Origin of the sequence: Larkinella sp. VNQ87, from assembly GCF_049445795.1 — a bacterium.
GTDB lineage: Bacteria > Bacteroidota > Bacteroidia > Cytophagales > Spirosomataceae > Larkinella.
Window position 1 is genome coordinate 1 of the sequence record NZ_JBMSDT010000026.1, and the last position, 21,747, is coordinate 21,747.

Annotated in this window: 19 protein-coding genes; 10 read left to right on the plus strand and 9 right to left on the minus strand. The window is 54.2% G+C overall.

The genetic code is table 11. The features are described from left to right. The 4 genes from ACO2Q8_RS28815 to ACO2Q8_RS28830 form a co-directional block, all read left to right on the plus strand. Positions 1 to 502 (plus strand): amidohydrolase family protein (locus tag ACO2Q8_RS28815; RefSeq protein ID WP_423348372.1); only part of this gene is annotated, 502 nt, incomplete at its 5' end. A 27-nt stretch (positions 503 to 529) separates the two neighbouring features. Next, the gene (locus tag ACO2Q8_RS28820; RefSeq protein WP_423348373.1) at positions 530 to 1,801 is read left to right on the plus strand and encodes a cryptochrome/photolyase family protein; all 1,272 of its coding nucleotides are present in this window, start codon (positions 530 to 532) and stop codon (positions 1,799 to 1,801) included. A 91-nt stretch (positions 1,802 to 1,892) separates the two neighbouring features. Next, positions 1,893 to 4,250 (plus strand): TonB-dependent receptor, encoded by a 2,358-nt coding sequence (locus tag ACO2Q8_RS28825; RefSeq protein ID WP_423348374.1) that lies wholly within the window; start codon positions 1,893 to 1,895, stop codon positions 4,248 to 4,250. Next, on the plus strand, positions 4,250 to 5,284 hold the full coding sequence (locus tag ACO2Q8_RS28830; protein WP_423348375.1) for a DUF4249 domain-containing protein: 1,035 nt from the start codon (positions 4,250 to 4,252) through the stop codon (positions 5,282 to 5,284). Before ACO2Q8_RS28825 ends, ACO2Q8_RS28830 begins: the two co-directional genes overlap by 1 nt. Before the next feature lie 4 nt (positions 5,285 to 5,288). Here ACO2Q8_RS28830 and ACO2Q8_RS28835 read toward each other — a convergent pair whose 3' ends face one another. Next, positions 5,289 to 6,533: a lytic transglycosylase domain-containing protein gene (locus ACO2Q8_RS28835; RefSeq protein ID WP_423348376.1), complete on the minus strand. Its 1,245-nt coding sequence runs from the start codon at positions 6,531 to 6,533 to the stop codon at positions 5,289 to 5,291. A 377-nt stretch (positions 6,534 to 6,910) separates the two neighbouring features. Here ACO2Q8_RS28835 and ACO2Q8_RS28840 point away from each other — a divergent pair, with 377 nt between their 5' ends. Continuing rightward, positions 6,911 to 7,393: a response regulator gene (locus tag ACO2Q8_RS28840; protein WP_423348377.1), complete on the plus strand. Its 483-nt coding sequence runs from the start codon at positions 6,911 to 6,913 to the stop codon at positions 7,391 to 7,393. Positions 7,394 to 7,401: 8 nt separating this feature from the next. Here ACO2Q8_RS28840 and ACO2Q8_RS28845 read toward each other — a convergent pair whose 3' ends face one another. The 5 genes from ACO2Q8_RS28845 to uxuA all read right to left on the minus strand — a co-directional run bounded on the left by ACO2Q8_RS28845 (position 7,402) and on the right by uxuA (position 13,912). After that, on the minus strand, positions 7,402 to 8,250 hold the full coding sequence (locus ACO2Q8_RS28845; protein WP_423348378.1) for a response regulator transcription factor: 849 nt from the start codon (positions 8,248 to 8,250) through the stop codon (positions 7,402 to 7,404). Positions 8,251 to 8,364: 114 nt separating this feature from the next. Next, the gene (locus ACO2Q8_RS28850; RefSeq protein WP_423348379.1) at positions 8,365 to 10,383 is read right to left on the minus strand and encodes an alpha-1,4-glucan--maltose-1-phosphate maltosyltransferase; all 2,019 of its coding nucleotides are present in this window, start codon (positions 10,381 to 10,383) and stop codon (positions 8,365 to 8,367) included. A gap of 155 nt (positions 10,384 to 10,538) precedes the next feature. Beyond that, entirely contained in the window at positions 10,539 to 11,951 is a 1,413-nt protein-coding gene (gene uxaC / locus ACO2Q8_RS28855; RefSeq protein WP_423348380.1) for a glucuronate isomerase, read from the minus strand. 32 nt (positions 11,952 to 11,983) lie between these two features. Continuing rightward, positions 11,984 to 12,610: a hypothetical protein gene (locus ACO2Q8_RS28860; RefSeq protein ID WP_423348381.1), complete on the minus strand. Its 627-nt coding sequence runs from the start codon at positions 12,608 to 12,610 to the stop codon at positions 11,984 to 11,986. Between the two features lie 96 nt (positions 12,611 to 12,706). After that, positions 12,707 to 13,912 carry a mannonate dehydratase gene (uxuA, locus tag ACO2Q8_RS28865; RefSeq protein ID WP_423348382.1) on the minus strand — a complete coding sequence of 402 codons (1,206 nt, stop codon included), beginning with the start codon at positions 13,910 to 13,912 and terminating at the stop codon, positions 12,707 to 12,709. A gap of 146 nt (positions 13,913 to 14,058) precedes the next feature. Between uxuA and ACO2Q8_RS28870 the strand changes: the two genes are divergently transcribed. From ACO2Q8_RS28870 to ACO2Q8_RS28885, 4 genes are all read left to right on the plus strand, one after another. Further along, entirely contained in the window at positions 14,059 to 15,396 is a 1,338-nt protein-coding gene (locus ACO2Q8_RS28870) for an MFS transporter (protein ID WP_423348383.1), read from the plus strand. Between the two features lie 139 nt (positions 15,397 to 15,535). Next, a complete protein-coding gene (locus ACO2Q8_RS28875) occupies positions 15,536 to 16,531 on the plus strand; it encodes a PfkB family carbohydrate kinase (protein WP_423348384.1) in 996 nt (331 codons plus the stop codon). A gap of 87 nt (positions 16,532 to 16,618) precedes the next feature. Further along, a complete protein-coding gene (locus ACO2Q8_RS28880) occupies positions 16,619 to 17,293 on the plus strand; it encodes a bifunctional 4-hydroxy-2-oxoglutarate aldolase/2-dehydro-3-deoxy-phosphogluconate aldolase (protein WP_423348385.1) in 675 nt (224 codons plus the stop codon). A gap of 165 nt (positions 17,294 to 17,458) precedes the next feature. Further along, entirely contained in the window at positions 17,459 to 19,003 is a 1,545-nt protein-coding gene (locus ACO2Q8_RS28885) for a tagaturonate reductase (RefSeq protein ID WP_423348386.1), read from the plus strand. On the opposite strand, the gene ACO2Q8_RS28890 is transcribed toward ACO2Q8_RS28885, so the two are convergent. The 3 genes from ACO2Q8_RS28890 to ACO2Q8_RS28900 form a co-directional block, all read right to left on the minus strand. Then, positions 18,975 to 19,733 (minus strand): LytR/AlgR family response regulator transcription factor, encoded by a 759-nt coding sequence (locus ACO2Q8_RS28890; RefSeq protein ID WP_423348387.1) that lies wholly within the window; start codon positions 19,731 to 19,733, stop codon positions 18,975 to 18,977. The two genes, ACO2Q8_RS28885 and ACO2Q8_RS28890, sit on opposite strands and share 29 nt — an antisense overlap. Beyond that, on the minus strand, positions 19,730 to 20,800 hold the full coding sequence (locus tag ACO2Q8_RS28895; RefSeq protein ID WP_423348388.1) for a sensor histidine kinase: 1,071 nt from the start codon (positions 20,798 to 20,800) through the stop codon (positions 19,730 to 19,732). The genes ACO2Q8_RS28890 and ACO2Q8_RS28895 overlap by 4 nt, the downstream gene beginning before the upstream one ends. A 326-nt stretch (positions 20,801 to 21,126) precedes the next feature. Next, positions 21,127 to 21,402, minus strand: a complete 276-nt coding sequence (locus ACO2Q8_RS28900) for a hypothetical protein (protein WP_423348389.1) — start codon at positions 21,400 to 21,402, stop codon at positions 21,127 to 21,129. Between ACO2Q8_RS28900 and ACO2Q8_RS28905 the strand changes: the two genes are divergently transcribed. Further along, entirely contained in the window at positions 21,401 to 21,661 is a 261-nt protein-coding gene (locus ACO2Q8_RS28905) for a hypothetical protein (RefSeq protein WP_423348390.1), read from the plus strand. The genes ACO2Q8_RS28900 and ACO2Q8_RS28905 overlap by 2 nt on opposite strands. The last annotated feature ends 86 nt before the right edge of the window (positions 21,662 to 21,747 follow it).

The following is a 21,747-nucleotide window of genomic DNA, read 5'->3' on the forward strand; positions in this document are numbered from 1 at the left end:
CCGCGCGGGTGTGACGACCATCGAGCACGGCACCATGATGGACGACGAAGCCATCGAATTGTTCAAGAAGCACGGCACCTACTACGTTCCGACGATCATTGCCGGAAAAGTAACCTCCGATTCGGCCCGGATTTTCGGGTACTACCCGCCGATGGTCACGCCGAAAGCCCTGGCGATCGGGCCGTTGATTCAGGGCACGTTTGCCAAAGCCTACAAAGCGGGTGTCAAGATTGCCTTCGGTACCGACGCGGGCGTGTTTGTCCACGGCTACAACGCGAAGGAATTTGAGTACATGGTCGAAGCCGGGATGCCCCCGCTGGCAGCCATCAAATCGGCCACGATGGTGAACGCTGAACTGCTCGGAATGAAAAACCAGCTTGGCTCGGTCGAAACCGGCAAACTGGCCGACCTGATTGCCGTCGATGAAAACCCCGTCCAGAACATCAAAACGTTGCAGCAGGTGCGGTTTGTGATGAAGGAAGGCAAGGTGTATAAGCAGTAAGTACCCGTACCCACGGACCGCCGGGATTTGCGACTGAACGACAACACCGGTTTGTACCACGCCCTGCGCAGCGGCTGGCCCATCGTGCCAGTTTTCATTTTCGACCAAACCATTCTGGACGCGCTTGAAGACAAACGCGACCGGCGGCTCGAATTCATTCACCAGACCTTGCTGGAGATGCAGACGGAGTTCCGGAAGCTGGGCACCTCACTGATCGTTCGCTACGGGAAACCCCTCGACGTTTATCAAAAGCTTTTGAAAGAGTTTGATATTCAGGCAGTTTTCACCAATTACGATTATGAAGTCTATGCCAAGGAACGCGACAAAGCCGTGGCCGAACTGCTGTACGAAAACGGCGCGGAATTTTACATGTACAAAGACCAGACGATTTTCGACCGGGACGAAGTCCTGACCGCCAACCGGTCGCCCTACACGGTTTTTACACCCTACAGCCGCACCTGGCAGCAAAAACTGACGGATTTTTACCTACGGTCGTACCCGACGGAAAAATATGTCCGTAACTTTCTGAAGATCGACGCGCAGCCGATTCCAACCCTGGAAGAACTCGGTTTTAAGCCGTTCAACGAGCCGTTTCCGGGCAAAATCGTCCCGGCAAAATTGCTGGCAAATTACAAAGAAACCCGCAATTTTCCGGCCATTCCGGGCACGAGCGAACTCAGCATTCACCTCCGGTTTGGCACGATCAGCATTCGCGAGCTGGCCCGGCAGGCCCGCGAGCACAACGTGACCTTTTTGAACGAGCTGATCTGGCGGGATTTTTATTTTCAGGTGCTCGACCATTTTCCGCATGTCGAGAAATTTTCATTCCGGCGCGAGTACGACAACATCGAATGGCGCAACGACGAGGGCGAGTTTCAGCGCTGGTGCGAAGGCCGGACAGGCTACCCGATTGTCGATGCCGGGATGCGGCAACTGAACGAAACCGGCTGGATGCACAACCGCGTCCGGATGATTACGGCCAGTTTTCTTTGCAAACACCTGCTCATCGACTGGCGGTGGGGCGAAGCCTATTTCGCCAGAAAGCTCCGCGACTACGACCTCTCGGCCAACAACGGTGGCTGGCAGTGGGCCGCCGGTTCGGGTACGGATGCTGCGCCCTACTTCCGGGTGTTCAATCCGACGCTCCAGGCGCAGAAGTTCGATCCGAAAGGTGCCTACATCCGGCGCTGGGTGCCCGAATTCAACTCCCTCGACTACCCGGTCCCAATGGTCGATCATACCCTGGCCCGGAACCGTGCGATAGAAGTTTACAAAAAAGGCCTTTCAGGCGATCGATGACGCTGTAAATTGTATTCGTAAAATTGTATTTTGGATGATTCCAACGTCTTGACGGTTTTTGCTGTCTTGGTAAATACAACCCTGGCCGCGCATGCGTCGATTTTACCTGCTTTGCTTTGTTGCTTTTTTAGCCAGTTTACAAACCGCCCTCGCCCAGCGGGTTACCCTCAGTGGCACCGTCATGCGGGCCGATACCAACCTCCCGGTCGTGGGTGCGAGTCTGTTCGTGACCGAAACCGGGGCAGGCACCATCACCGACGAGCAGGGGCGGTTTTCGGTTTCGCTACCACCCGGTTCGTACCACATCAACCTCTCGGCGGTGGGTTTCAAGTCCGACCGTCCGTTCATTGTTGTCAACAGCAATCGAACAACGGTTTTCCGGCTGATTTCCCAGACATTTGAATTAGATGAAGTCGAGGTCCGCGACCGGCGGGCCGACCAAAATGTCAAGGACATTCGGATGAGCCAGATTCAACTCGATGTCCGGCAACTAAAAAAAATGCCGGTCGTGCTCGGCGAACCGGACATCCTGAAAGCCCTCACACTTCAGGCCGGGGTGACAACGGCGGGCGAAGGCGCGGGCGGTTTCAACGTGCGCGGGGGCCGCACCGACCAGAATCTGGTGTTGCTCGACGGCGCACCGTTGTACAACACCTCCCACCTGCTCGGTTTTTACACCAATGTCAGTTCGGATGTTATTCAGGATGTAAACCTTTACAAAGGCAGTTTTTCGTCGCAATATGGCGGGCGGATTTCGTCGCTGCTGCTCGTCAACACCCGAGCCGGGAACGGCGAACGCTGGCGGCTATCGGGTGGGATCAGTCCGATCAGCGGACGGCTGGTGGTCGATGGGCCGATTGCCAAGGGACTCACGCTGCTGGTGGCCGGGCGCGTGGCCTATCCGAACTGGATTCTGAACTCATTCCCGCAGGGCAGCGCGGCCCGGGAAAGCCGGGCGGTTTTCTACGACGGCAACCTGCGCCTGAATTACGCTCCCAATGCCGTTAACACGTTTTCGCTGTCGGCTTACCGAAGCGACGACCGTTTCAAGTTTCCGGGTGATACGACCTACGGCTGGCAGTCGAACGTGGTGTCGGGGCGCTGGAGTAGTTTGTTGCGAAAAAACATCCAGTTGAATATCAATGCCTTGTACAGCGGTTATCAGTACCAGGTCGATGGCGAAACCGGGGGCTACACCTTTCGGCTCACGTCCTACATCCGGCACCGCGAAGCCAAAGCCGACCTGTTTTATACGTTGTTCGAAAAACACAAACTACAGGTGGGCGCGAACGGTATTTTGTACCAGATTCAGAAAGGCGATCAGCAGCCAACGGGCGCGCCCTCCAGCATCAACCCGAAGCGGCTCGAACCGGAAAGTGCCCGCGAACTGGGCGTTTACGTTAATACGGAATGGGTCCTGACACCAGCCATCACGCTCCAGGCCGGTTTGCGGTATTCGTCCTACGCCCAGTTGGGTCCGCAGACCGTTTACCGCTACGCCGAACAAGGGCCAAGGACGCCCGAATCCGTGGTCGATTCGACGGTGTATGCCGATGGGAAAACCATCCGGACCTACGGCGGTTTTGAACCCCGGTTTGGGCTGCGGCTGCAACTGGCCCCCGATTTGTCGGTCAAACTCAACTACAGCCGAAACCGGCAGTACATCCATCTGATTTCGAACACGACCGCCATTACGCCCTCCGATTTCTGGAAAGCCAGCGATTCGTTCGTGCCCGCGCAGGTGGCCGACCAGGTGGCAGTTGGCGTATTCAAAAATTTGAACGACAACACGATAGAAATTGCACTAGAAGGCTACTACAAAACCATCGACAACCTCGTGGAATACCGCAACGGCGCCACGCTGCTCCTGAACGAACGGCTGGAAACGGATTTGCTCCGGGCACGGGGCCGGGCTTACGGTGTCGAACTGAGTGTAGCGCGAAACCGGGGCAAGCTAACCGGGCAGTTCAACTACTCCTACGCCCGCTCGCTGGTGGCCGTCCAGACGCCCTACCGCGAACTGCAGGTCAACCAGGGCGCGTGGTATCCGTCAAATTTCGACAAACCGCACAACCTCAACCTGCAAACCCGGCTGGCGATGCGGTATAACTGGACCTTCACGACCAATTTTGTGTACAGCACCGGCGTTCCGGCCACCTACCCCGACGGCCAGTACGTCTTTGCCAACCAGCCGACGCTGAATTATTCCAAACGCAATGCCGACCGGATTCAGGATTACCACCGGCTGGACATTGCTTTTTCGAAAGACACGCGGCTGAGCAACCGCCAAACCCGTTACAGCATCTGGACCATCGGGATTTACAACGTTTATGCCCGAAAAAACCCGTATTCGGTGTATTTCAACCGCTCGAATGCCCGAACTGATGCGTATCGGCTGGCGGTTTTTGGTACGCTGATTCCGTCTATTACGTATAATTTCTATTTCTGATGAAGCGGTTTTTACTCTCTCTGACGCTATGGATTGGGCTGGCTTCCTGCATCGATCAGGTCTCATTGCCCATCCGGAACGAAAAACCGCAACTGGTGGTCGACGGCCTGATTACGAACGAAAAACCGCCTTATACCGTCCGGCTTTCGTATTCGGGCAGTTTTACGTTTGATCAGGAAAACCCGCAGGATCAGAAAATAACGGATGCAACCGTGACCTTACGCGACGATGCCGGACGTTCCACATCGCTGGCGCACGACGCCATGAATGCCGGGTTTTACCGGACTACAGACTCCACGTTTGTGGGTCAACCCGGCCGGTCCTACACGCTGACGATTCGACTGGCCGACGGCAAGACGTATGTTTCAGCGCCGGAGCAAATGCCCACCGTGCCGACTATCGACAGCGTCTATGCCCGGTTTACCCCCACCGAAAGCGTAGCTTTGCCGTATCAGTATTATTTCTATGCCGACGTGAATGACCCGGCCAATCAGGCGAATTATTACCGCTGGACGGCTTATACTTACACCGCCCGGCGTTCGACGGGTGTTTCCTGCTGTCTGGGTTGTACAGCGATCTGTTTCGACCGCTGCTGGGTGCAGTATTTCAGTCAGGATGTAAATATTTTGTCGGACAATGGTGTCAACGGAAACCGGCTTCCGCAGCGGCTGGTGATGCGTTCGCCCATTTATACGCCCGGCCCCACGCTGGTCGAAGTGCAGCAATACAGCCTGACACCGGCGGCTTATCAGTTCTGGCGATTATTCAAGGAGCAGCAATCCCGGACAGGCACCATTTTCGACCCACTTCCGGCTTCCGTAATGGGCAATATTACCAACACCAGCGACCCCACCGAGCAGGCACTCGGTTTTTTCGGAGCCTCAGCCGTGGCCCGCAAGCGGTTTCGGGAAACCGGCGAAGCCACATACGGACAGGCGATTTATGGCTACATCAGTTCCGTCATCGTGCCGCAGGGTGATTGCCGGAATTTCTTTGGCCGACAGACGCCCGTGGTCGAACCGCCCGGCTGGTAATACGCTACAGGACTTTCCAGCTCACGGTCCAGGCCCGGCCATCCGGTTTGAGCTGATCGGCTTTCGGGAGCGGAACGCCCGCCAGACCGGTTTGCGGATTCAGGCAAATCAGCGTCATTTTGTAGGGTTGCTGATCAGCTATCGACACCAGTTTGGTAGATCGCAGGAAAATCTGGCCCGTCCGCCGGTCGATGTCATCGACAATCGCAAAAAGCCGATCCTCTTTCCCCAGCTTTTGTTCGCCTAGCTGCGTCGTTTCCGTCAGCCGAAACTCCCAGGTTTGCCCAACAGCCGCTTTACCGGGCTTCACCAGTTCAGCCTGTACATCACCTTTAAACAACATGGAAGTCTCCGGTTTTGGCCGCGACAAAGCGCCGAGCAAACTATCGACCGAAGCACTCTCAATCCGTAATTCCATACTTTCCTTTGGCTCGATGGCAAAACCGATCGGTTCAGGTTCTTCGACCGGAATCAGGCCCTTTGCCATCGCTTCGGCCCGCTCGCGTTCGTACGAATTGCCCGCCGACGCCATCAGGTTGCTGGTCAAGTATTGCCCCGGAAACTGAAAAAACTCCTTGACTGCCACAATTTTGTATAGGTAGTCACTGGTTTCCTGATTCATGGATAGAAAGTAGTAGTTCGTCTCGCGTTGTTGCTTCATGTGGGTTTGCATCCGGCCAATTCCGCCGTTGTAGGCAGCCGCTACCATCGTCCACGAGCCCAGATTGCGGTGTAGAATCCGAAGGTACCGGCAGGCGGCATCCGTCGATTTGAGCAAGTCCTTGCGTTCATCTATTTTGTCGTTGATTTTCAGGCCCAGTTCCTCAGCCGTTTCGGGCATGAGTTGCCAGTAGCCCACGGCCCCCTTGTGCGAAACCGCATCAGCTTTCAGCCCGCTTTCGACCACGGCCAGGTACTTGAAATCGTCAGGAATGCGGTATTTTCGCAAAATCGGTTCGATGACCGGGAAGTAGTGCGCCAACGCCCGACGACGGAAATTGAGCAGATGATTTTGCGACGAAACATTCCGCATCAGCGCCATCGATAGGTTGCGCGCCACGGCCCCGCTCTCGACCGGCACCGGCTCTCCGCAAAAATGAACACCCGCCGGTTTCGGCACCGATACGGCACGAGCCGGTTGTTTCCGCTGGGGATACCGGGCGTTGCGTTGTGCCCAGGCCGTCGTTTCTACGGTAAAGGAAAGAATACTTACAATAACAATTGAAAAAACGACTCGGAATGACAGCACGCTTTACAAGCTTGGTTATCAAGCCCAAAACGATCAGACTGGGTTTTCGGTTTCCAGTTAGACGCGGTATTTAGCGAAAGGTAACCCATACCCACAGCCCGCCGGTACGGGCCGATGCCGCCCCGTTTAGTCCGTGCAATGCCCGGTAAGTCCGACAATCAGGTGCTCCGGGTGGGCATGACACCTCACATCGACGAAATCATTTGGGATTTTCTGATTCAACAGTTAAACAATTGACCGTTCAAGCGAATTATTAGAATAGGTATCCCGGAAGTCAGTTAAGACACCTATTTTCAATGGTTGATTTATTGATTCATTCGTTCAGAACCGGAGAACGAATGTTGTGTAAAGATTTGAAAAGGGAAACTGTAACAACCATGAACACGCCACGCACAAAAAAAAGCCCGGGCCGGGCTAAAAACGCCAGTATTCTGGTGATTGAGGACAATCCGGACCACCAGATTCTGATTAAAAATGCCATTCAGCAAAGCTTTTCGGGAGTAGAAGCGTTGGTGTTCAGCAATGAGCAGGAGGCCGTCGAGCACCTCAGAGAATGTGCCCTGACGGGTCTTCGACTCCCCAAACTCATTCTGCTGGATCTGTACTTACCCGAACGCGAGGATGGCTGGAATACCGTGGAACAGATTAAAGAAATCGGCTCCGACATTGCCCAGATTCCGATTGTCGTGTTCAGCAGTTCGGCTCACCACGAGGACATTACCGAATCGTACGAGCGGGGAGTCACTTCGTACGTGGTCAAGCCGACGGATTTCAGCGAATGGCTCACGTATTTCGAGACGCTGAAAGATTACTGGTGGGAAACCGTGATCCTGCCGAACACTTCTTCTTCGCTGTATTAAATGATCGTTTAGCTGAACGTTGGTCTGATCCGGGCCTGTGCATACGGAGCCGAAGCCATCGTCAACCAGTAGCGGAACGTTTTTTCCAGCACTTGGATAAACCGGCTTGGCTCGGTGGGTTGAACGATCACCGAGTTGGCACCCGATTCGTAGCCCAGCTCTGCCAGATCATGGTTTCCGGCCGACGACAGCAAAACCGTCGGAATCAGCCGAAACCGGCTGCTGCGCTTCACCGAACGCAACGTCACCAGACCGTTTGCCTGGCTGCCGTCGAGAATAATCATGGCAGGCATTTCGGTATCGTCGACATCGGGCAGAGCTTTTTGGATGCCGGAGCCCGTATCGAAGAGTTGCAGGTGCCAGTTCGGCCAGCGTTCGCGCATCAATTGCCGAAGCAACGTGACTTTGATCTCATCCGCCATCGCAACCCAGATCTGCCGGGCAGGCTGGTGTTTGGCGGTTTTCAGCGCTTCTTTGGCAGTCAAAATCTCCAGCGATCCGACGGTTTCTGACAGTCTATCGGACTGGTAACCGGCCGACGGAGCCAATAACAGCATGGTCAACGGATCAACGATCTGGTTCCAGCGACGACGGCTCACAGGCAGTACCTCACCATCTTTCAGGCGAATCGATCCTGACATTTTATGCCCCGGTGGAGCCTGAAAATCTTGAATGTAATGCGGGTTGACCAGGGCTGTTTTATGAACCCTAAAGAAATCCGGTAACTTCTTTTCGAAATAACAAAGCGATTTAGCAACTAACAGTTTACGACCATCACAATAGTGCAACCACGAGTAGTTGCTAAATCCCTTCAAATACTTAATCAACGCCGGATACTGAATTGCTTTTTGAATCATGAGTTTACAGGATAGAGTTTGGGCTTCATTACTAAGTTAACTCCATCCGGGCGAGGATACCACACAATTCTTAGGCAATGGCTCTACTTTTCCGACAGACTAGACGGTATTTCGTCAGAGCTCAATTTTCAGCAAGTGCATGGGCAGTTGATACGGGTCCAGTTCGACGTAGTTCCACTGGCCGCGCCAGGTGTAATAGGCCCCGGTCAGCAGGTCATGAACGGTATACGGCTGATCGTCGCCAATGCCCAACTGCCAGGTCGGTACCTGCACCATGCCCGCCCGCCGGTTGTAGGCATCGGTATTGATCACCATCAGCAGCCGGTTTTCGCCCGTCACTTTCAGGTAGGCCATCAGAGCGTCGTCGTCAATTCGGCAGAACGTCAGGTTATTAGTAGCTTGCAGCGCCGGATTTTCGCGCCGAAGGCGGTTTACCAGACCAATCAGGTAGGTCAGCCGGTTGGTTCGGCTCCAGTCCCAGTGCCGGATTTCGTATTTTTCCGAATCGATGTATTCTTCCTTACCCGGAAACGGCAGGTGTTCCATCAATTCAAACGACGGGCCGTAAATCCCATAATTCGACGAGAGCGTGGCTGCCAGCAAAAACCGGATCAGAAACTGCGGCTCATGCCCTGATTGCAGAATATACGGATTGATGTCGTGAGTGGTCGGCCAGAAATTCGGGCGGTAATAGTACTTCATCTCGCTCTGGGTCAGCTCGGTTAGGTACTCCTGCAACTCGTGCTTGGTATTCCGCCAGGTGAAATAGGTATACGACTGCGCAAAACCGCGTTTGGCCAGTTGCTGCATCACCTTCGGCTTCGTGAAGGCTTCGGCCAGGAAAATCAGGTCGGGGTATTGCTTCCGAACCTCCTTAATGAGCCATTCCCAGAACTGGAACGGTTTGGTGTGCGGATTATCGACCCGAATGATCCGAACGCCCCACGACGCCCAGGTCAGCATGATTTCTTTCATTTCGAGCCAAAGGCTCTGCCAGTCGTCGGTTTCAAAATAAACCGGGTAGATATCCTGGTATTTTTTGGGCGGATTCTCGGCGTACTGAATCGTTCCGTCGGGCCGTTTTTTGAACCATTCCGGGTGTTCTTTGGCCCAGGGGTGATCCGGCGAGCACTGAATGGCCAGGTCCATTGCCACTTCCATCCCGTGATTTTTCGCGATGGCAATCAGGTGTTTAAAATCATCGAGCGTGCCGAGTTCGGGGTGGATGGCCGTGTGGCCGCCCAGTTCGGAGCCAATGCCGTATGGAACGCCCGGTTCATCCGGCTGGGCCACCACATTGTTATTTTTCCCTTTCCGAAACGCGTGGCCGATGGGATGAATGGGCGGCAAATACAGCACGTCGAAGCCCATGCTTTCCAGGCGCGGCAAGAGCCGTTCCACGTCGCGGAATGTCCCGTGTAGGCCCGGTTCCGGCGAAGCCGAGCGTGGAAAGAGGCAGTACCAGGTACTGAAACCGGCTTTCGGCCGGTCGACGTCCACCACCAGTTCACGGGCGTAGCGCGACGGATGCTGCCGTTCGGGATACCGGCGCAGCAAGTCGGTAAACTGTTCGCTCTGCGCCACCCGAATGGCTTCTTCGTACTGAATATCAGCCGATTCGTCCGAACCCGTTCGGAACAAACCGGCGACCCACTCCAGCGTCGATTTATCATCACCGCCCGCCCGCTGCGCCATGCCGTCGGCAAAGACGGCACCCGCCATCAGTTCGCTCGTTACGCGCTGACCAGCGGCCACTTTCAGGGCGATTTCGTGCTGCCACGACGCGATGTGATCGACCCAGCCCTCCAGCGTGTACCGATATTGCCCTTCTTTTTCGATCGGAAACGAAGCCCCCCAGCGGTCATTGACGATAAACGTCATCGGCACTTCGCTCCAATCCGGCTCGTCGACATGGCGGTAGAGTAATCGGGCAGCTACTTTGTCGTGCCCATCGAGAAAAATGTCAGCTTCGATGGCAATCGTTTCGCCGGGAACGGCTTTGATCGGAAACCGACCGCCGTCGAGTTCGGGCGAAACCCGTTCGATCACGACACGGACCTGCCCGTCGGTCGGCAGGTTAGCTAATTTGTAAGCCGCAGCGGCCGATTTGGTTAGTTTGGTGCGGGTGGCCATAAGGTCTCAAAGAGTACGGTTGATGGTTCACAAACATAACCGTTTTTCTCAAATGAGTGTTTCTCCGTACCCACGGACTTTAGTCCGAGTTTTGGGAGTTTATTCTACCGCAATGGTCATCTAAACTCACACGGACTAAAGTCCGTGGGTACGGTTCAGAACCCGAAGTAACGTTCCGCGTTTCGGTAGCAAATGTCCTGTACCAGCTTGCCAATCCAGTCGATGTCGTTGGGCAGCTCGCCGTTTTCGATGTCGTTGCCGAACAGGTTGCACAGAATCCGGCGGAAATATTCGTGACGCGGGTACGACAGGAAGCTGCGCGAATCGGTCAGCATTCCGACAAACCGGCTCAGCAACCCCATGTTCGACAGGGCATTGATCTGCCGCTCCATGCCGTCTTTCTGATCCAGGAACCACCAGCCCGAGCCGAACTGAATCTTGCCGGGTGTGGAGCCGTCGTTGAAGTTCCCGATCATGGTCGCGATCACTTCGTTGTCGGCCGGATTGAGGTTGTACAGGATGGTTTTTGCCAGTTGATCGCGGTTGTCGAGCCCGCCCAGAAACCGGGCCAGCGGCCGGGCCTGTGGAAAATCGCCGATGCTGTCCCAACCCGTGTCGGGGCCGAGCGTCCGCAACGCCCGCTGGTTGTTGTTGCGCAGGGCGCCCAGGTGAAACTGCTGCGTCCAGCCTTTTTCCCAATCCCATTCGGCAAACCGGTCGAGCATGAACGACTTGAACTGCAAACGCTCGGTCTTGCTCAAGGCCACGTCGAAGAGCAGTTTCTGGAAAATCACGCGCACCGCGGCATCGGTATACGGCTCGGCGTACACGGTTTCCAGTCCGTGGTCGGACAATCGGCAACCCATCTGCCCAAAATAGTCGTGCCGCTGTTTCAGGCACTCCAAATAGGCCTCCAGCGTTCGGATTTCCTGGTTGCAGACCTCGCCCACGCGCTTCACGTAAGCCTGAAAAACCGGCACGTCATCAATCGCCATCGCTTTGTCGGGCCGGAACGTCGGCAGAACTTTAATTTCAAAACCGTCGTCGGCAATTTTTTGATGGTGTTCGAGGGAGTCCGTCGGGTCGTCGGTCGTGCAAACGCTCCGGACGTTGAAATGCCGCAGGAGCGCGCGGGTCGACAAACCGGAAAGTTGTTCCGTACAGGCATCGTAGACATCGCGGGCCGTCGTCGGATTCAGGATCGTTTCGACCCCGAACGGGTTTTTCAACTCCATGTGCGTCCAGTGGTACAAGGGGTTGCGCATGGTGTACGGCACGGTTTCGGCCCACTTTTCGAACTTCTCGTAGTCCGACGCGTCGCCGGTGCAGTAGCGTTCCGAAATGCCGTTGGTACGCATGGCCCGCCATTTGTAGTGATCACCGTAGAGCCAGATTTGCGTCAAATTTTCAAACCGTTTGTCGGCCGCAATCTGGTCGGGCGGCAGGTGGCAGTGGTAGTCGATAATGGGCATCGCCTTGGCGTAGTCGTGATAGAGCCGCCGGGCGGTATCGGTTTTCAGGAGAAAATCGTCGTCCAGAAAGGATTTAATTGGATGATCAACGAGCATGATCGTAGTACATTGCGTTTTTGGAGCAAAGACTACAAGCCGGTTTTTTTACCCGTTACCAACGCATCCAGAACAAACAAACAGCCTGGAAGCACCTCGACGGGCTGGTCCCAGTTCTTCAGCAACCAGTCTTTTTGGGGCTCGGCCACCCAGACTTTCCGGGATTCCGTAAAAATCCAGATCACTTTTTCGACACCAAATTCCAGCAATTGGGTGGTTTTTTGCTGGTAGTAATCAAAATCGGAATGAAACCGGGTAAAATCCGCTTTCGTGTCAACTTCGATGGCTATTTTCGGCGGTATCCAGGCGTATTTGGTCAAATCCTGATCGGCCAGTTCCGGGGTAGAAAAGATGGCGATATCACAAGCCCGCCAATCATTTTTCTTGAATTGCACGCCCAATTCATGGGTCACTACCGTCCATTCTTCTTCACTCAAGCCATTCATAAACCGGGTCACCAACCGGGCGACCAATATTCCCTGTAACAAACTCGAACTCATGACTTCGTCAACCGTTTTATTGCCGCTTACTACTTCCTTATAGCCGGCGTAATAAACCGGTTTGCCGTCCCACATCTCATAGACGAGCGATTCGAGCAACCGAGCCCGGGCAGCCCGCTCCTCCGGACTGCGTTTCCTGGTTTGTTTTTCCTGAACCATATTCCGGTTTGACGTTTGAGGTTTAAGGTTTGAAGTTTAACGCCATAAATCGTTAAACCTCAAACTTTAAACGATCTTTCCCCAAGATACAAAAAATCACAGACTCGACCGCTCGATGCCGAGCATCAGGCCGCGCAGTTCGGCCAGGCCGCGCAACCGCCCGATGGCCGTGTAGCCCGGATTGGTACGTTTACCGGAGTTCAGGTCGTCGAGCATTTTGTGACCGTGATCGGGCCGGAACGGCATCCGGCAGTCGGCAATCCCTTCCTCCTCCCGGCGTCGCTGCTCGCCCAGCAGGGCGCTCATTACCCCGAACATATCGACATCGCCGTCGAGGTGATTGGCTTCGTAGAAATTACCTTCCTCGTCCCGTTTGGTGCTGCGTAAGTGGATAAAATGAATGCGTGACCCCAGTCGCTCGACCATCCCGACCAGGTCATTATCGGGTCGGACGCCGTATGAACCCGTGCAGAAGCACAGTCCGTTGGCCTTGATGTCGATGGCTTCCAGCACCATTTTGGCGTCGGTTTCGGTACTGACCACGCGCGGCAAGCCCAGAATCGGATACGGCGGATCGTCGGGGTGGATCGCCAGCCGGACCCCGGCATCCTGCGCAACGGGCGCGATTTCCCGCAGAAACGCGTACAGGTTTTCGCGTAACTCTTTGTCACTAACGTGTTTGTAAGTATCCAGCGTGGCCTGAAATTGTTCGACCGTATAGCTTTCTTCCGAACCGGGCAAACCCGCCAGAATGTTGCGCTGTAACCGCCGGGCCGCCGTTTCATCAAGAGCTTCGTAGCGGTTTCGGGCTTTCAGGACCTGCTCGGGTGTGTAATGGTTTTCGGCACCGGGTCGCTTCAGAATGAACAGTTCAAAAGCGGCAAACTCGGTGGCGTCGAAGCGCAGGGCCGTCGAGCCGTCGGGCATGAGGTAATCCAGGTCCGTGCGGGTCCAGTCGAGAACGGGCATGAAGTTGTAGCAAACCGTATCAATTCCACAGCGGCCGAGATTCACAATCGATTCCTTGTAGTTCTCGATGTATTGCTGAAAACCGTCCGTCCGGGTTTTGATCGCTTCGTGCACCGGAATACTTTCCACGACCGACCAGGTCAGGTGGTGTTCGCCGGGCGCTCCGGCTTCGATGAGTTCTTTACGGGCTTTTATCTCTTCCACTGTCCACACCTGCCCATTCGGAATATGGTGCAGCGCGGTGACAATGCCCGTTGCACCGGCTTGTTTGATGTCACTGAGACTAACGGGATCGGCCGGACCGAACCAGCGCCAGGTTTGTTCTAATGCCATTTTGTTGTGGGTTTTGCTAAAAAAGGAAAGCGGCCGGATGGCTCTACTCATTGGGCCGTTCGGCCTTGCGATCTACTATTTTTTAGCGGTATTTCGGTAAGTTTGGTAAAATTTTGTCTTTATGATATTTTAACCCTTTGCTGTCAATGCCCGAACTATCCGGAAACTTTCGCTGGCGGATTGTGCTGCTGCTGTTTTTCGCGACGACCATCAATTACATCGACCGGCAGGTTCTTTCGTTTACGATGATCGACGAAACGTTCCGGCGGGAAATGATGGGCAAAGCGCCCGGCGAGGCCCTGACCGAAAGCGATCTGGATCAGTTTAAAGTGCTATACAGCTACATCGATACGGTTTTCAAGGTGGCCTACGCGCTCGGTTTTCTACTCACGGGCTGGCTGATCGACCGTGTTGGTACCAAACGGGGGTATTCCATTTCCATCATCGTCTGGAGCATTGCGGGCGTTCTGAATGCGTTCATCGGCTCCCTGCGCGGTCTCAGCATGGTTCGGTTCATGCTGGGTATCGGCGAAGCCGGTAACTTCCCGTCGGCCATTAAATCCGTAGCCGAGTGGTTTCCCCGAAAAGAGCGTTCGTTTGCCGCCGGGCTGTTCAACGCCGGAACAAACGTGGGCATCATTGCCACTGCCGCCCTGATTCCGTGGTTGACGATCCAATTCGGCTGGCGGTTTTCATTCATTGCAACGGGTTTACTCGGTTTTCTGGTGTTGATTGCCTGGCTCCGGACTTACCGCCGACCGGAGGAACACCCGCGGGTCAGCCGGTCTGAACTGGCTTACATTCAACAGGATAAGGAAGAAGACATTCCGGAAGAGAAACTATCCTGGTGGCGCTTGCTGGGCTTCCGGCAAACCTGGGCGTTCATTGTCGGCAAATTCATGTGTGACCCGATCTGGTGGTTTTACCTGACTTGGCTGCCCGATTTTTTCAACAGCAGCGAATCGCTCGATCAGCGCCTGGACCTCAAAAATGTCGGTTTGCCGTTTCTGGTGATTTACATTGTTTCCGACGGTGGCAGTGTGTTGTTTGGCTGGCTTTCGTCCAAGTTCATTCAGATGGGCTGGTCGGCTAACCGGGCGCGGAAAACCACCATGCTGATTTGTGCGATTTGCGTCGTTCCAATCTTTTTTGCGGCCCAAACGAGTAGCATTTACGTCGCGATCGCCTTGATTTCACTGGCGACAGCCGCTCACCAGGGTTGGTCGGCTAATATTTACACCTTTGCGTCGGATCTGTTTCCCAAAAGTGCCGTGGCTTCAGTCACCGGAATTGGCGGCATGTTCGGCGCGGTGGGCGGTATTTTGCTGGCGGCTGTTGCGGGCAACATCCGGGTCACGTTCGGGTATTTGCCGTTGTTCATCATCGCCAGTTCGACCTACCTGATCGCCCTGGCGATCATTCATTCGTTATCGCCCACGCTGGAACCGGTTACGAAGAAAGAACTGGAAAGTATCGGTGTTTAATTTAATGGTTGAAAGGGTTTAAATGGTCAGATGGTTATATGGTTAAATGGCTAAAATGATTACCATCCAAACCATCATAAACCATTCAAACCCATTTCAACCATTCTCAACCATACAACCATTCTAAACCATTTAGTACTTGAAAAAAGTAGTCACCTTCGGCGAAGTCATGATGCGTCTGGCTCCGCCCGGTTTTGCAAAATTCACGCAGGCGCATTCCCTGAACGTCGTTTACGGCGGAACGGAAGCGAATGTGGCCGTTTCGCTGGCGTATTTCGGTTGTCAAACCGCCCACGTCACCCGGTTTCCGGATCATGCCCTGGGACAGGCCGCTGCCGCGACGCTGCGGTACCACGGCGTCGATACGAGCCATATCCGGTTCGGCCACGGGCGGCTCGGCTTGTATTTTCTGGAAACCGGGGCTGTCAGCCGGGCCAGCCAGATCATTTACGACCGCTACGATTCGGCATTTTCGCTGCTTCAACCCGGCGATTTCGACTGGAAAACCATTTTGAGTGGGGCCGACTGGTTCCACTGGTCGGGCATCACACCGGCTTTGTCCCAATACGCGGCCGATTGTTTGTTGGAAGCGATCCAGACGGCCAATCGCCTGGGTGTGAGGGTTTCGGGTGATATTTACTTTCGGAGCAACCTCTGGAAATATGGCAAAACGCCCCAGGAAATTTTGCCTGACCTGACCGCCGGTTGTGATCTGGTGCTGGGCAATCAGCAAAATTTCGAAGAACTTTACGGGGTCGAAGCCACGAGTTTTGAGGATGCCTGCCGGAAAATGCAGCAAAAATTCCCGCGCATCCAGTATTTTACGGACACCGAACGGCAATCCATCAGTGCCTCCCATAACCGCCTGACCGCTAAGTTATTCGATGGTTCGACCCGGTATTCGTCGGAGGTGTACGACATCACCCACATTATCGACCGCATTGGCGGGGGCGATGCTTACCTGGCCGGGCTGATCTACAGCTTGCTGGCGACCAACGACCCGCAATACGCCGTCGAATTCGGCGCGGCTGCATCGGCCCTGAAACATACCGTCGAAGGGGATGCGAATCTGGTTACCGTCGCAGAAGTCGAAGCCCTCGTCGGTGGCGATAGCTCCGGGCGATTGAGAAGATGATTTTAGAATTAAAAGTTAAAAGTTAAAAATTAAAAGTAACGACGCTGTACTTTTAATTTTTAACTTTTAATTCTTAACTGAGAAAAGGTGGCTCGTTTTTCACGATTAGAGGTTTATCAGACCATTTGGCGGGTGCCGGTGGTGCCGGTTTTTTACCATGCCGACCTGGAGGTTTGCCGCGAGGTGTTGGGAGCCTGTTACCGGGGCGGCATCCGGGCGTTTGAGTTTACCAACCGGGGTGATTTTGCCCACGAGTTGTTTTCGGAACTGGCTAAAGTAGCTGCCCGCGAGTTTCCCGAGCTAATTTTAGGCGCAGGCACCCTGGTTGAAGCCAGTACGGCCGCGTTGTACATCCAGTCGGGCGCTAATTTTATCGTAGGCCCCTCGTATCATGAATCCATTGCCCGCACCTGCAACCGCCGGAAGGTGGCTTACATGCCGGGTTGTGCGACACTGACCGAGATCTCGGCCGCCGAGGAACTGGGCGTGGAAGTCGTCAAGGTCTTTCCGGGCGACACGCTGGGGCCCGGTTTTGTGAAAGCTGTCAAGGGTCCCATGCCCTGGACAAGCATGATGGTGACGGGGGGGGTCGAACCTACGCGCGAAAGCCTGAGCCGCTGGTTCGGCGCGGGCGTTACGGCGGTCGGCATCGGTTCGCAGCTCTTCCCGAAAGACGTGCTGAACAACCGGCAATTCGACCAGATCGAGGCCAAAGCCCGTGAAGTGCTCTCCCACATTGAGGAGTTAAGAGTTAAGAGTTAAGAGTTAAGAGTTAAGAGTTGGCTCCGCCACTTAGCTAGCAAACGGCGGAGCCAACTCTTAATTCTTAACTCCTAACTCTTAACTCATCATTCTTTTTTAGATTTACATTTACAAATTACTGTTTCCGCATTCTCCGTCGATACAACCCAGAAATAGTTCACGATCATGACACAACTGAACCGTTCGAACCATCCGGCTCCTAATCACCCCGAGCGCGTGCTGCAATTTGGCACGGGGGTTTTGCTGCGCGGTTTACCCGATTATTTGATTCACAAAGCCAACCAGCAGGGAATTTTCAACGGCAGCATCGTCGTGGTGAAATCGACCGGCGGAACCACCGACGAGTTTGCGGATCAGGATGGGTTGTATACCGTAGTCAATCGGGGGATTCAAAAAGGTGAATTGATTAACAAACATACGGTGGTATCAGCCATCAGTCGGGTGATTTCGGCCCATGACAACTGGAAAGCAGTACTCGATGTAGCTAAAAAACCATCGTTGCAGGTGATTATCTCCAACACCACGGAAGTTGGCATTCAGTACGTCGAAGAAAGTATTTTCCAGAATCCCCCACAGTCGTACCCGGCCAAACTGACGGCTTTTTTGTACGAGCGTTTCAAGAATTTTGGCGGAGGCCGCAACAAGGGATTGGTCGTCATTCCGACGGAGTTGATTACCGACAACGGGCTGAAGCTCCGCAATATTGTCGAGAAAGTGGCTCTGCACAACGAACTCGGCAAGTTGTTCATGAAATGGCTGAAATACCACGTCCGGTTTTGTAACTCGCTGGTCGACCGCATCGTACCGGGCAAACCCGACGCCGAAACGCACCAGCAATTGCAACAGGACCTGGGTTATCAGGACAACCTGCTGATTATGGCCGAACCCTACCGGCTCTGGGCCATCGAGGGCGACGATCGGGTGAAAAACATGCTGACGTTTGCCAAAGCCGATGCCAGTGTCATCATCGACGAAGACATCAATTTTTACCGGGAGCGTAAACTTCGGGTGCTCAACGGTGGCCATACCATCAGCGTGCCGCTGGCCTATCTGCTGGGGCTCGAAACCGTCAACGAGATGATGCAGCACCCGTTGATGGGCCGGTTTGTCGAGGAGGTCATTACGCAGGAGATCGTGCCGACCCTGCCCGAATGGATGATTCCAGAAAACAACCCGAATGCCGTCCGGGAGTTTGCGGCCGACGTACTCGACCGGTTCCGCAATCCCTACATCGAGCACTTGCTGCTGAGCATTACCCTGCACGAAACCTCGAAAATGCGGGCTCGGAATCTGCCGACCATTCAGCGGTTTATGGAAAATTCGCAGCAAGTACCCGCCCGTATGGCGCTGGGTTTTGCGGCTTATCTGCGCTTCATGAAAGCGGTTCGGGTGCAAGAAGGCACGTACCTGGGCGAAACCGCCACATCCACCGGAGGAATCATCACCTACCCCATCCGCGACGATTATGCCGAATATTTTTACAAATTATGGCAGCAGGTCGACGTTCACGATGTGGCTTCGGTCCGGAACTTCGTACAAACACTCTGCGCCGACACCACCCTCTGGGAAACCGACCTGAGCGGTCTCTCGGGCTTTGCCGACGCCGTTGCCGATCACCTCAACAACCTGCTCACGTTAGGCCCTGAAGCGACGCTCGAACGACAGATTGCCACCGAAACGCCTACGACCAGCGGCTCAGAAATTGGTTGAAGGCATCCTTGTGCTGATCGCTGACCGGAATCGTGGCCGGGCCAATCTGGATCGTGTTCCGGGTCACGGCTTCGATTTTGTCCAGCGCCACAATGAACGAGCGGTGCACCCGCATAAACCGCCGGGCGGGTAGCTTGTCCTCTAGTGCTTTCAGGCTCGTCAAGGACAGAATGGGTTTCGGAACAGCCTCCGGACGCTCTTTCCGCAGGTGAACCTTGACGTAATCTTTGAGTCCTTCGATGTAAAGAATATCGTTGAAGGCAATCCGGACTAACTGGTATTCCACCTTCAGGAAGAGGTACTCGTCCTCCGGTTCAGGGGCAGCCGTCGCCAGCGCAGCAACGGGCCGTTTGACCAGTTCGAAATAGGCTTTGGCTTTGTTGGCAGCCCGCAGAAACTCCTCGTAATTGAACGGTTTCAGCAGATAATCCAGTGCATCGACTTTGTACCCTTCCAGCGCAAAATGGTTGTAAGCCGTCGTGAAGATAATTCGGGGGGCTTGCCCACTTGGACTCCGTTCGATCACCCGGGCCAGTTCCATACCGGTCAGGTCCGGCATCTGAATATCCAGAAACAACACATCAACGGGATTGTCGTGTAGTCCCTGCAAGGCCTCAACCGCGCTGCTATACCGCCCGGCCAGTTGTAAAAAAGGCGTTTTCTCGATAAACGCGCACACCAGCCCCAACGCCAGCGGCTCGTCGTCGACCGCAATACAGTTTAACGTCATGCTAAGTTCAGGTTCAGATGGACCAGATACTCGTTGGTAGGCGTGTCTTCCATGACCGACAATTCGTAACGTTCGGGATAGAGCAGATCAAGCCGCCGACGGGTATTGGTCAAACCGATGCCACTTCCCACCTCCAGCGACTGGTTTTTCTCGGGGAAGATGGTATTTCTCACGTTCATTTCCAAATTCGTTCCGTCCTGATGAATGCTGATGACGATCCGGCTCGGCATCATGGCGCTCACGCCGTGCTTGAAGGCATTTTCGACAAACGGAAGTAGCAGCATTGGGGCCACCGGCACGTCTTTCAGGGGCGTTGGCTGCTCCAGAATCACACTGACTTTGTCGGTCAGCCGAAGTTGCATGAGTTGGATGTAGTCCTGCACGAACGCAATTTCCTTGCTCAGCATGGTCGTATCGTTCCCGGTTTCGTAAAGAACATACCGCATCATCCGTGACAGCCGGTGCAAGGCCTCGCGGGAGGCTTCGCCATCAATGAGTGTCAGGGCATAAATATTATTGAGGGTATTGAAAAAGAAATGCGGATTGATCTGGGCTTTGAGAAACGACAACTCGGAAGTAACCCGAGCTTGTTCCAGGCTCAGCCGGATTCGGGCGTCTTCCTGCCACTTCTGAACCGATGCAATGCTGGTTCCAATCCCGAGCATCAGAAACGTGGTCACCAGGACCGACTGGCTCCATCCCCAGATGTTCCGGGGTTTGCGCGGACCGCCTTCCGGGTGAAAAGCCCGGTGCATCAGCTCCGGCAGATTCAGCCAGGTATCGATATGGTAGAGCAGCACCAGAACCGCCACCGCGGCCGCGACTACCGCTACCACATACACGGCAGTTTGGTCACGGAACAACAGACTGGGAACCAGGACCATCGTGTTCAGGTAAAAAGCGCCCACTAACAGACCAAAATAGAGCCCCTGCTTCACCCAGAACTGACTGGGCACTACAACGTCCCAATTGAGGGGTTGATACACCAACAGGGCAAAACCGAGTAAGCCCCACGCCAGAATGTGGATCAATACCGGAACACCGTGACGTAACGTGAGTAGTTTCATGAAATGCGAGGATTGCGGACGTTACACCCAAGTTGAAGAAATTCGGCGAAAAAGACAAAACAACCTGATTTCAGGGAAACCAGGTTGTCCAACTACCATCTCTATTAATATATCGTGAACATTCGACTGATGCGATCTATGAAGCCAGGTCGAATGACTGAATTCAAATTTACTACAGCAAGAATACAGCACAAATCATATACTCATCCTATAGAATCGACAAATAGGCTGCTTATCCCGACCAACGGCCCATTTTTGCCTATAATCCCGTTTGTCACTTTCTTCCGACCCGGACACGCCCTTTTTTGAGTACTTATCGGTCGAAATTACCCATTGATCGGCATCCCTAACTCACTGGTATATTGCGTTTTGCTGGCAAAGCTGCGCTCTATTCCTTTGTATCGTTCAAACAGCGCAACCGGCTGTGAACCAACCAACCACCAATTCATTTTAAAAACAGTCATCCACATGAAATCTATTCTCACAGTGCTCGCTCTCGCGCTTACACTTAGCGCTTCTTCGGCTTCCTTTGCCACCACGACAAACACCGGCGATGGGAAAGTACCATTTGAAACATCGGTTATTGCGTTTCCTTCCAACATGAAAGTTGACGTGGTCGTTCAGAATCTGGAAGGTTCCAAGATCACCGTTCGGCTGGTCGATCAAAGTGGCATTACCCAGGCTACGCAATACCTCAGCAAAGACGAAAAGGCTATACGTACTCGCTTTGATATCAGCGGTTTACCGGACGGCCTGTACCGGGTAGTTGTCTCCGACGGGAAAAACACCCAGACCCGGGCAATCAATCTGGCAACGCACGTACCGACTCCGGTTTCGTTCCGTACCATTTCCGTCGGCTGATTCCGATCCAGCCACCGGCATTACACCGGTGGCTGGTCAAAAATACGGGTCACGTTCATCGGTAAAAAGACGCCATCCGGCGATGT

Coding starts and splice junctions, on each gene's coding strand:
- ACO2Q8_RS28885 (WP_423348386.1), top strand. CDS start 17,459: ATGACACAACTGAACCGTTCGAACCATCCGGCTCCTAATCACCCCGAG.
- ACO2Q8_RS28845 (WP_423348378.1), bottom strand. CDS start 8,250: ATGATTCAAAAAGCAATTCAGTATCCGGCGTTGATTAAGTATTTGAAG.
- ACO2Q8_RS28900 (WP_423348389.1), bottom strand. CDS start 21,402: ATGTTGGAAGGAAACGCAATAACCGATGTTTCAAATGGTACTTTCCCA.
- ACO2Q8_RS28850 (WP_423348379.1), bottom strand. CDS start 10,383: ATGGCCACCCGCACCAAACTAACCAAATCGGCCGCTGCGGCTTACAAA.
- ACO2Q8_RS28825 (WP_423348374.1), top strand. CDS start 1,893: ATGCGTCGATTTTACCTGCTTTGCTTTGTTGCTTTTTTAGCCAGTTTA.
- ACO2Q8_RS28895 (WP_423348388.1), bottom strand. CDS start 20,800: ATGAAACTACTCACGTTACGTCACGGTGTTCCGGTATTGATCCACATT.
- uxuA (WP_423348382.1), bottom strand. CDS start 13,912: ATGGCATTAGAACAAACCTGGCGCTGGTTCGGTCCGGCCGATCCCGTT.
- ACO2Q8_RS28890 (WP_423348387.1), bottom strand. CDS start 19,733: ATGACGTTAAACTGTATTGCGGTCGACGACGAGCCGCTGGCGTTGGGG.
- ACO2Q8_RS28860 (WP_423348381.1), bottom strand. CDS start 12,610: ATGGTTCAGGAAAAACAAACCAGGAAACGCAGTCCGGAGGAGCGGGCT.
- uxaC (WP_423348380.1), bottom strand. CDS start 11,951: ATGCTCGTTGATCATCCAATTAAATCCTTTCTGGACGACGATTTTCTC.
- ACO2Q8_RS28870 (WP_423348383.1), top strand. CDS start 14,059: ATGCCCGAACTATCCGGAAACTTTCGCTGGCGGATTGTGCTGCTGCTG.
- ACO2Q8_RS28840 (WP_423348377.1), top strand. CDS start 6,911: ATGAACACGCCACGCACAAAAAAAAGCCCGGGCCGGGCTAAAAACGCC.
- ACO2Q8_RS28830 (WP_423348375.1), top strand. CDS start 4,250: ATGAAGCGGTTTTTACTCTCTCTGACGCTATGGATTGGGCTGGCTTCC.
- ACO2Q8_RS28905 (WP_423348390.1), top strand. CDS start 21,401: ATGAAAGTTGACGTGGTCGTTCAGAATCTGGAAGGTTCCAAGATCACC.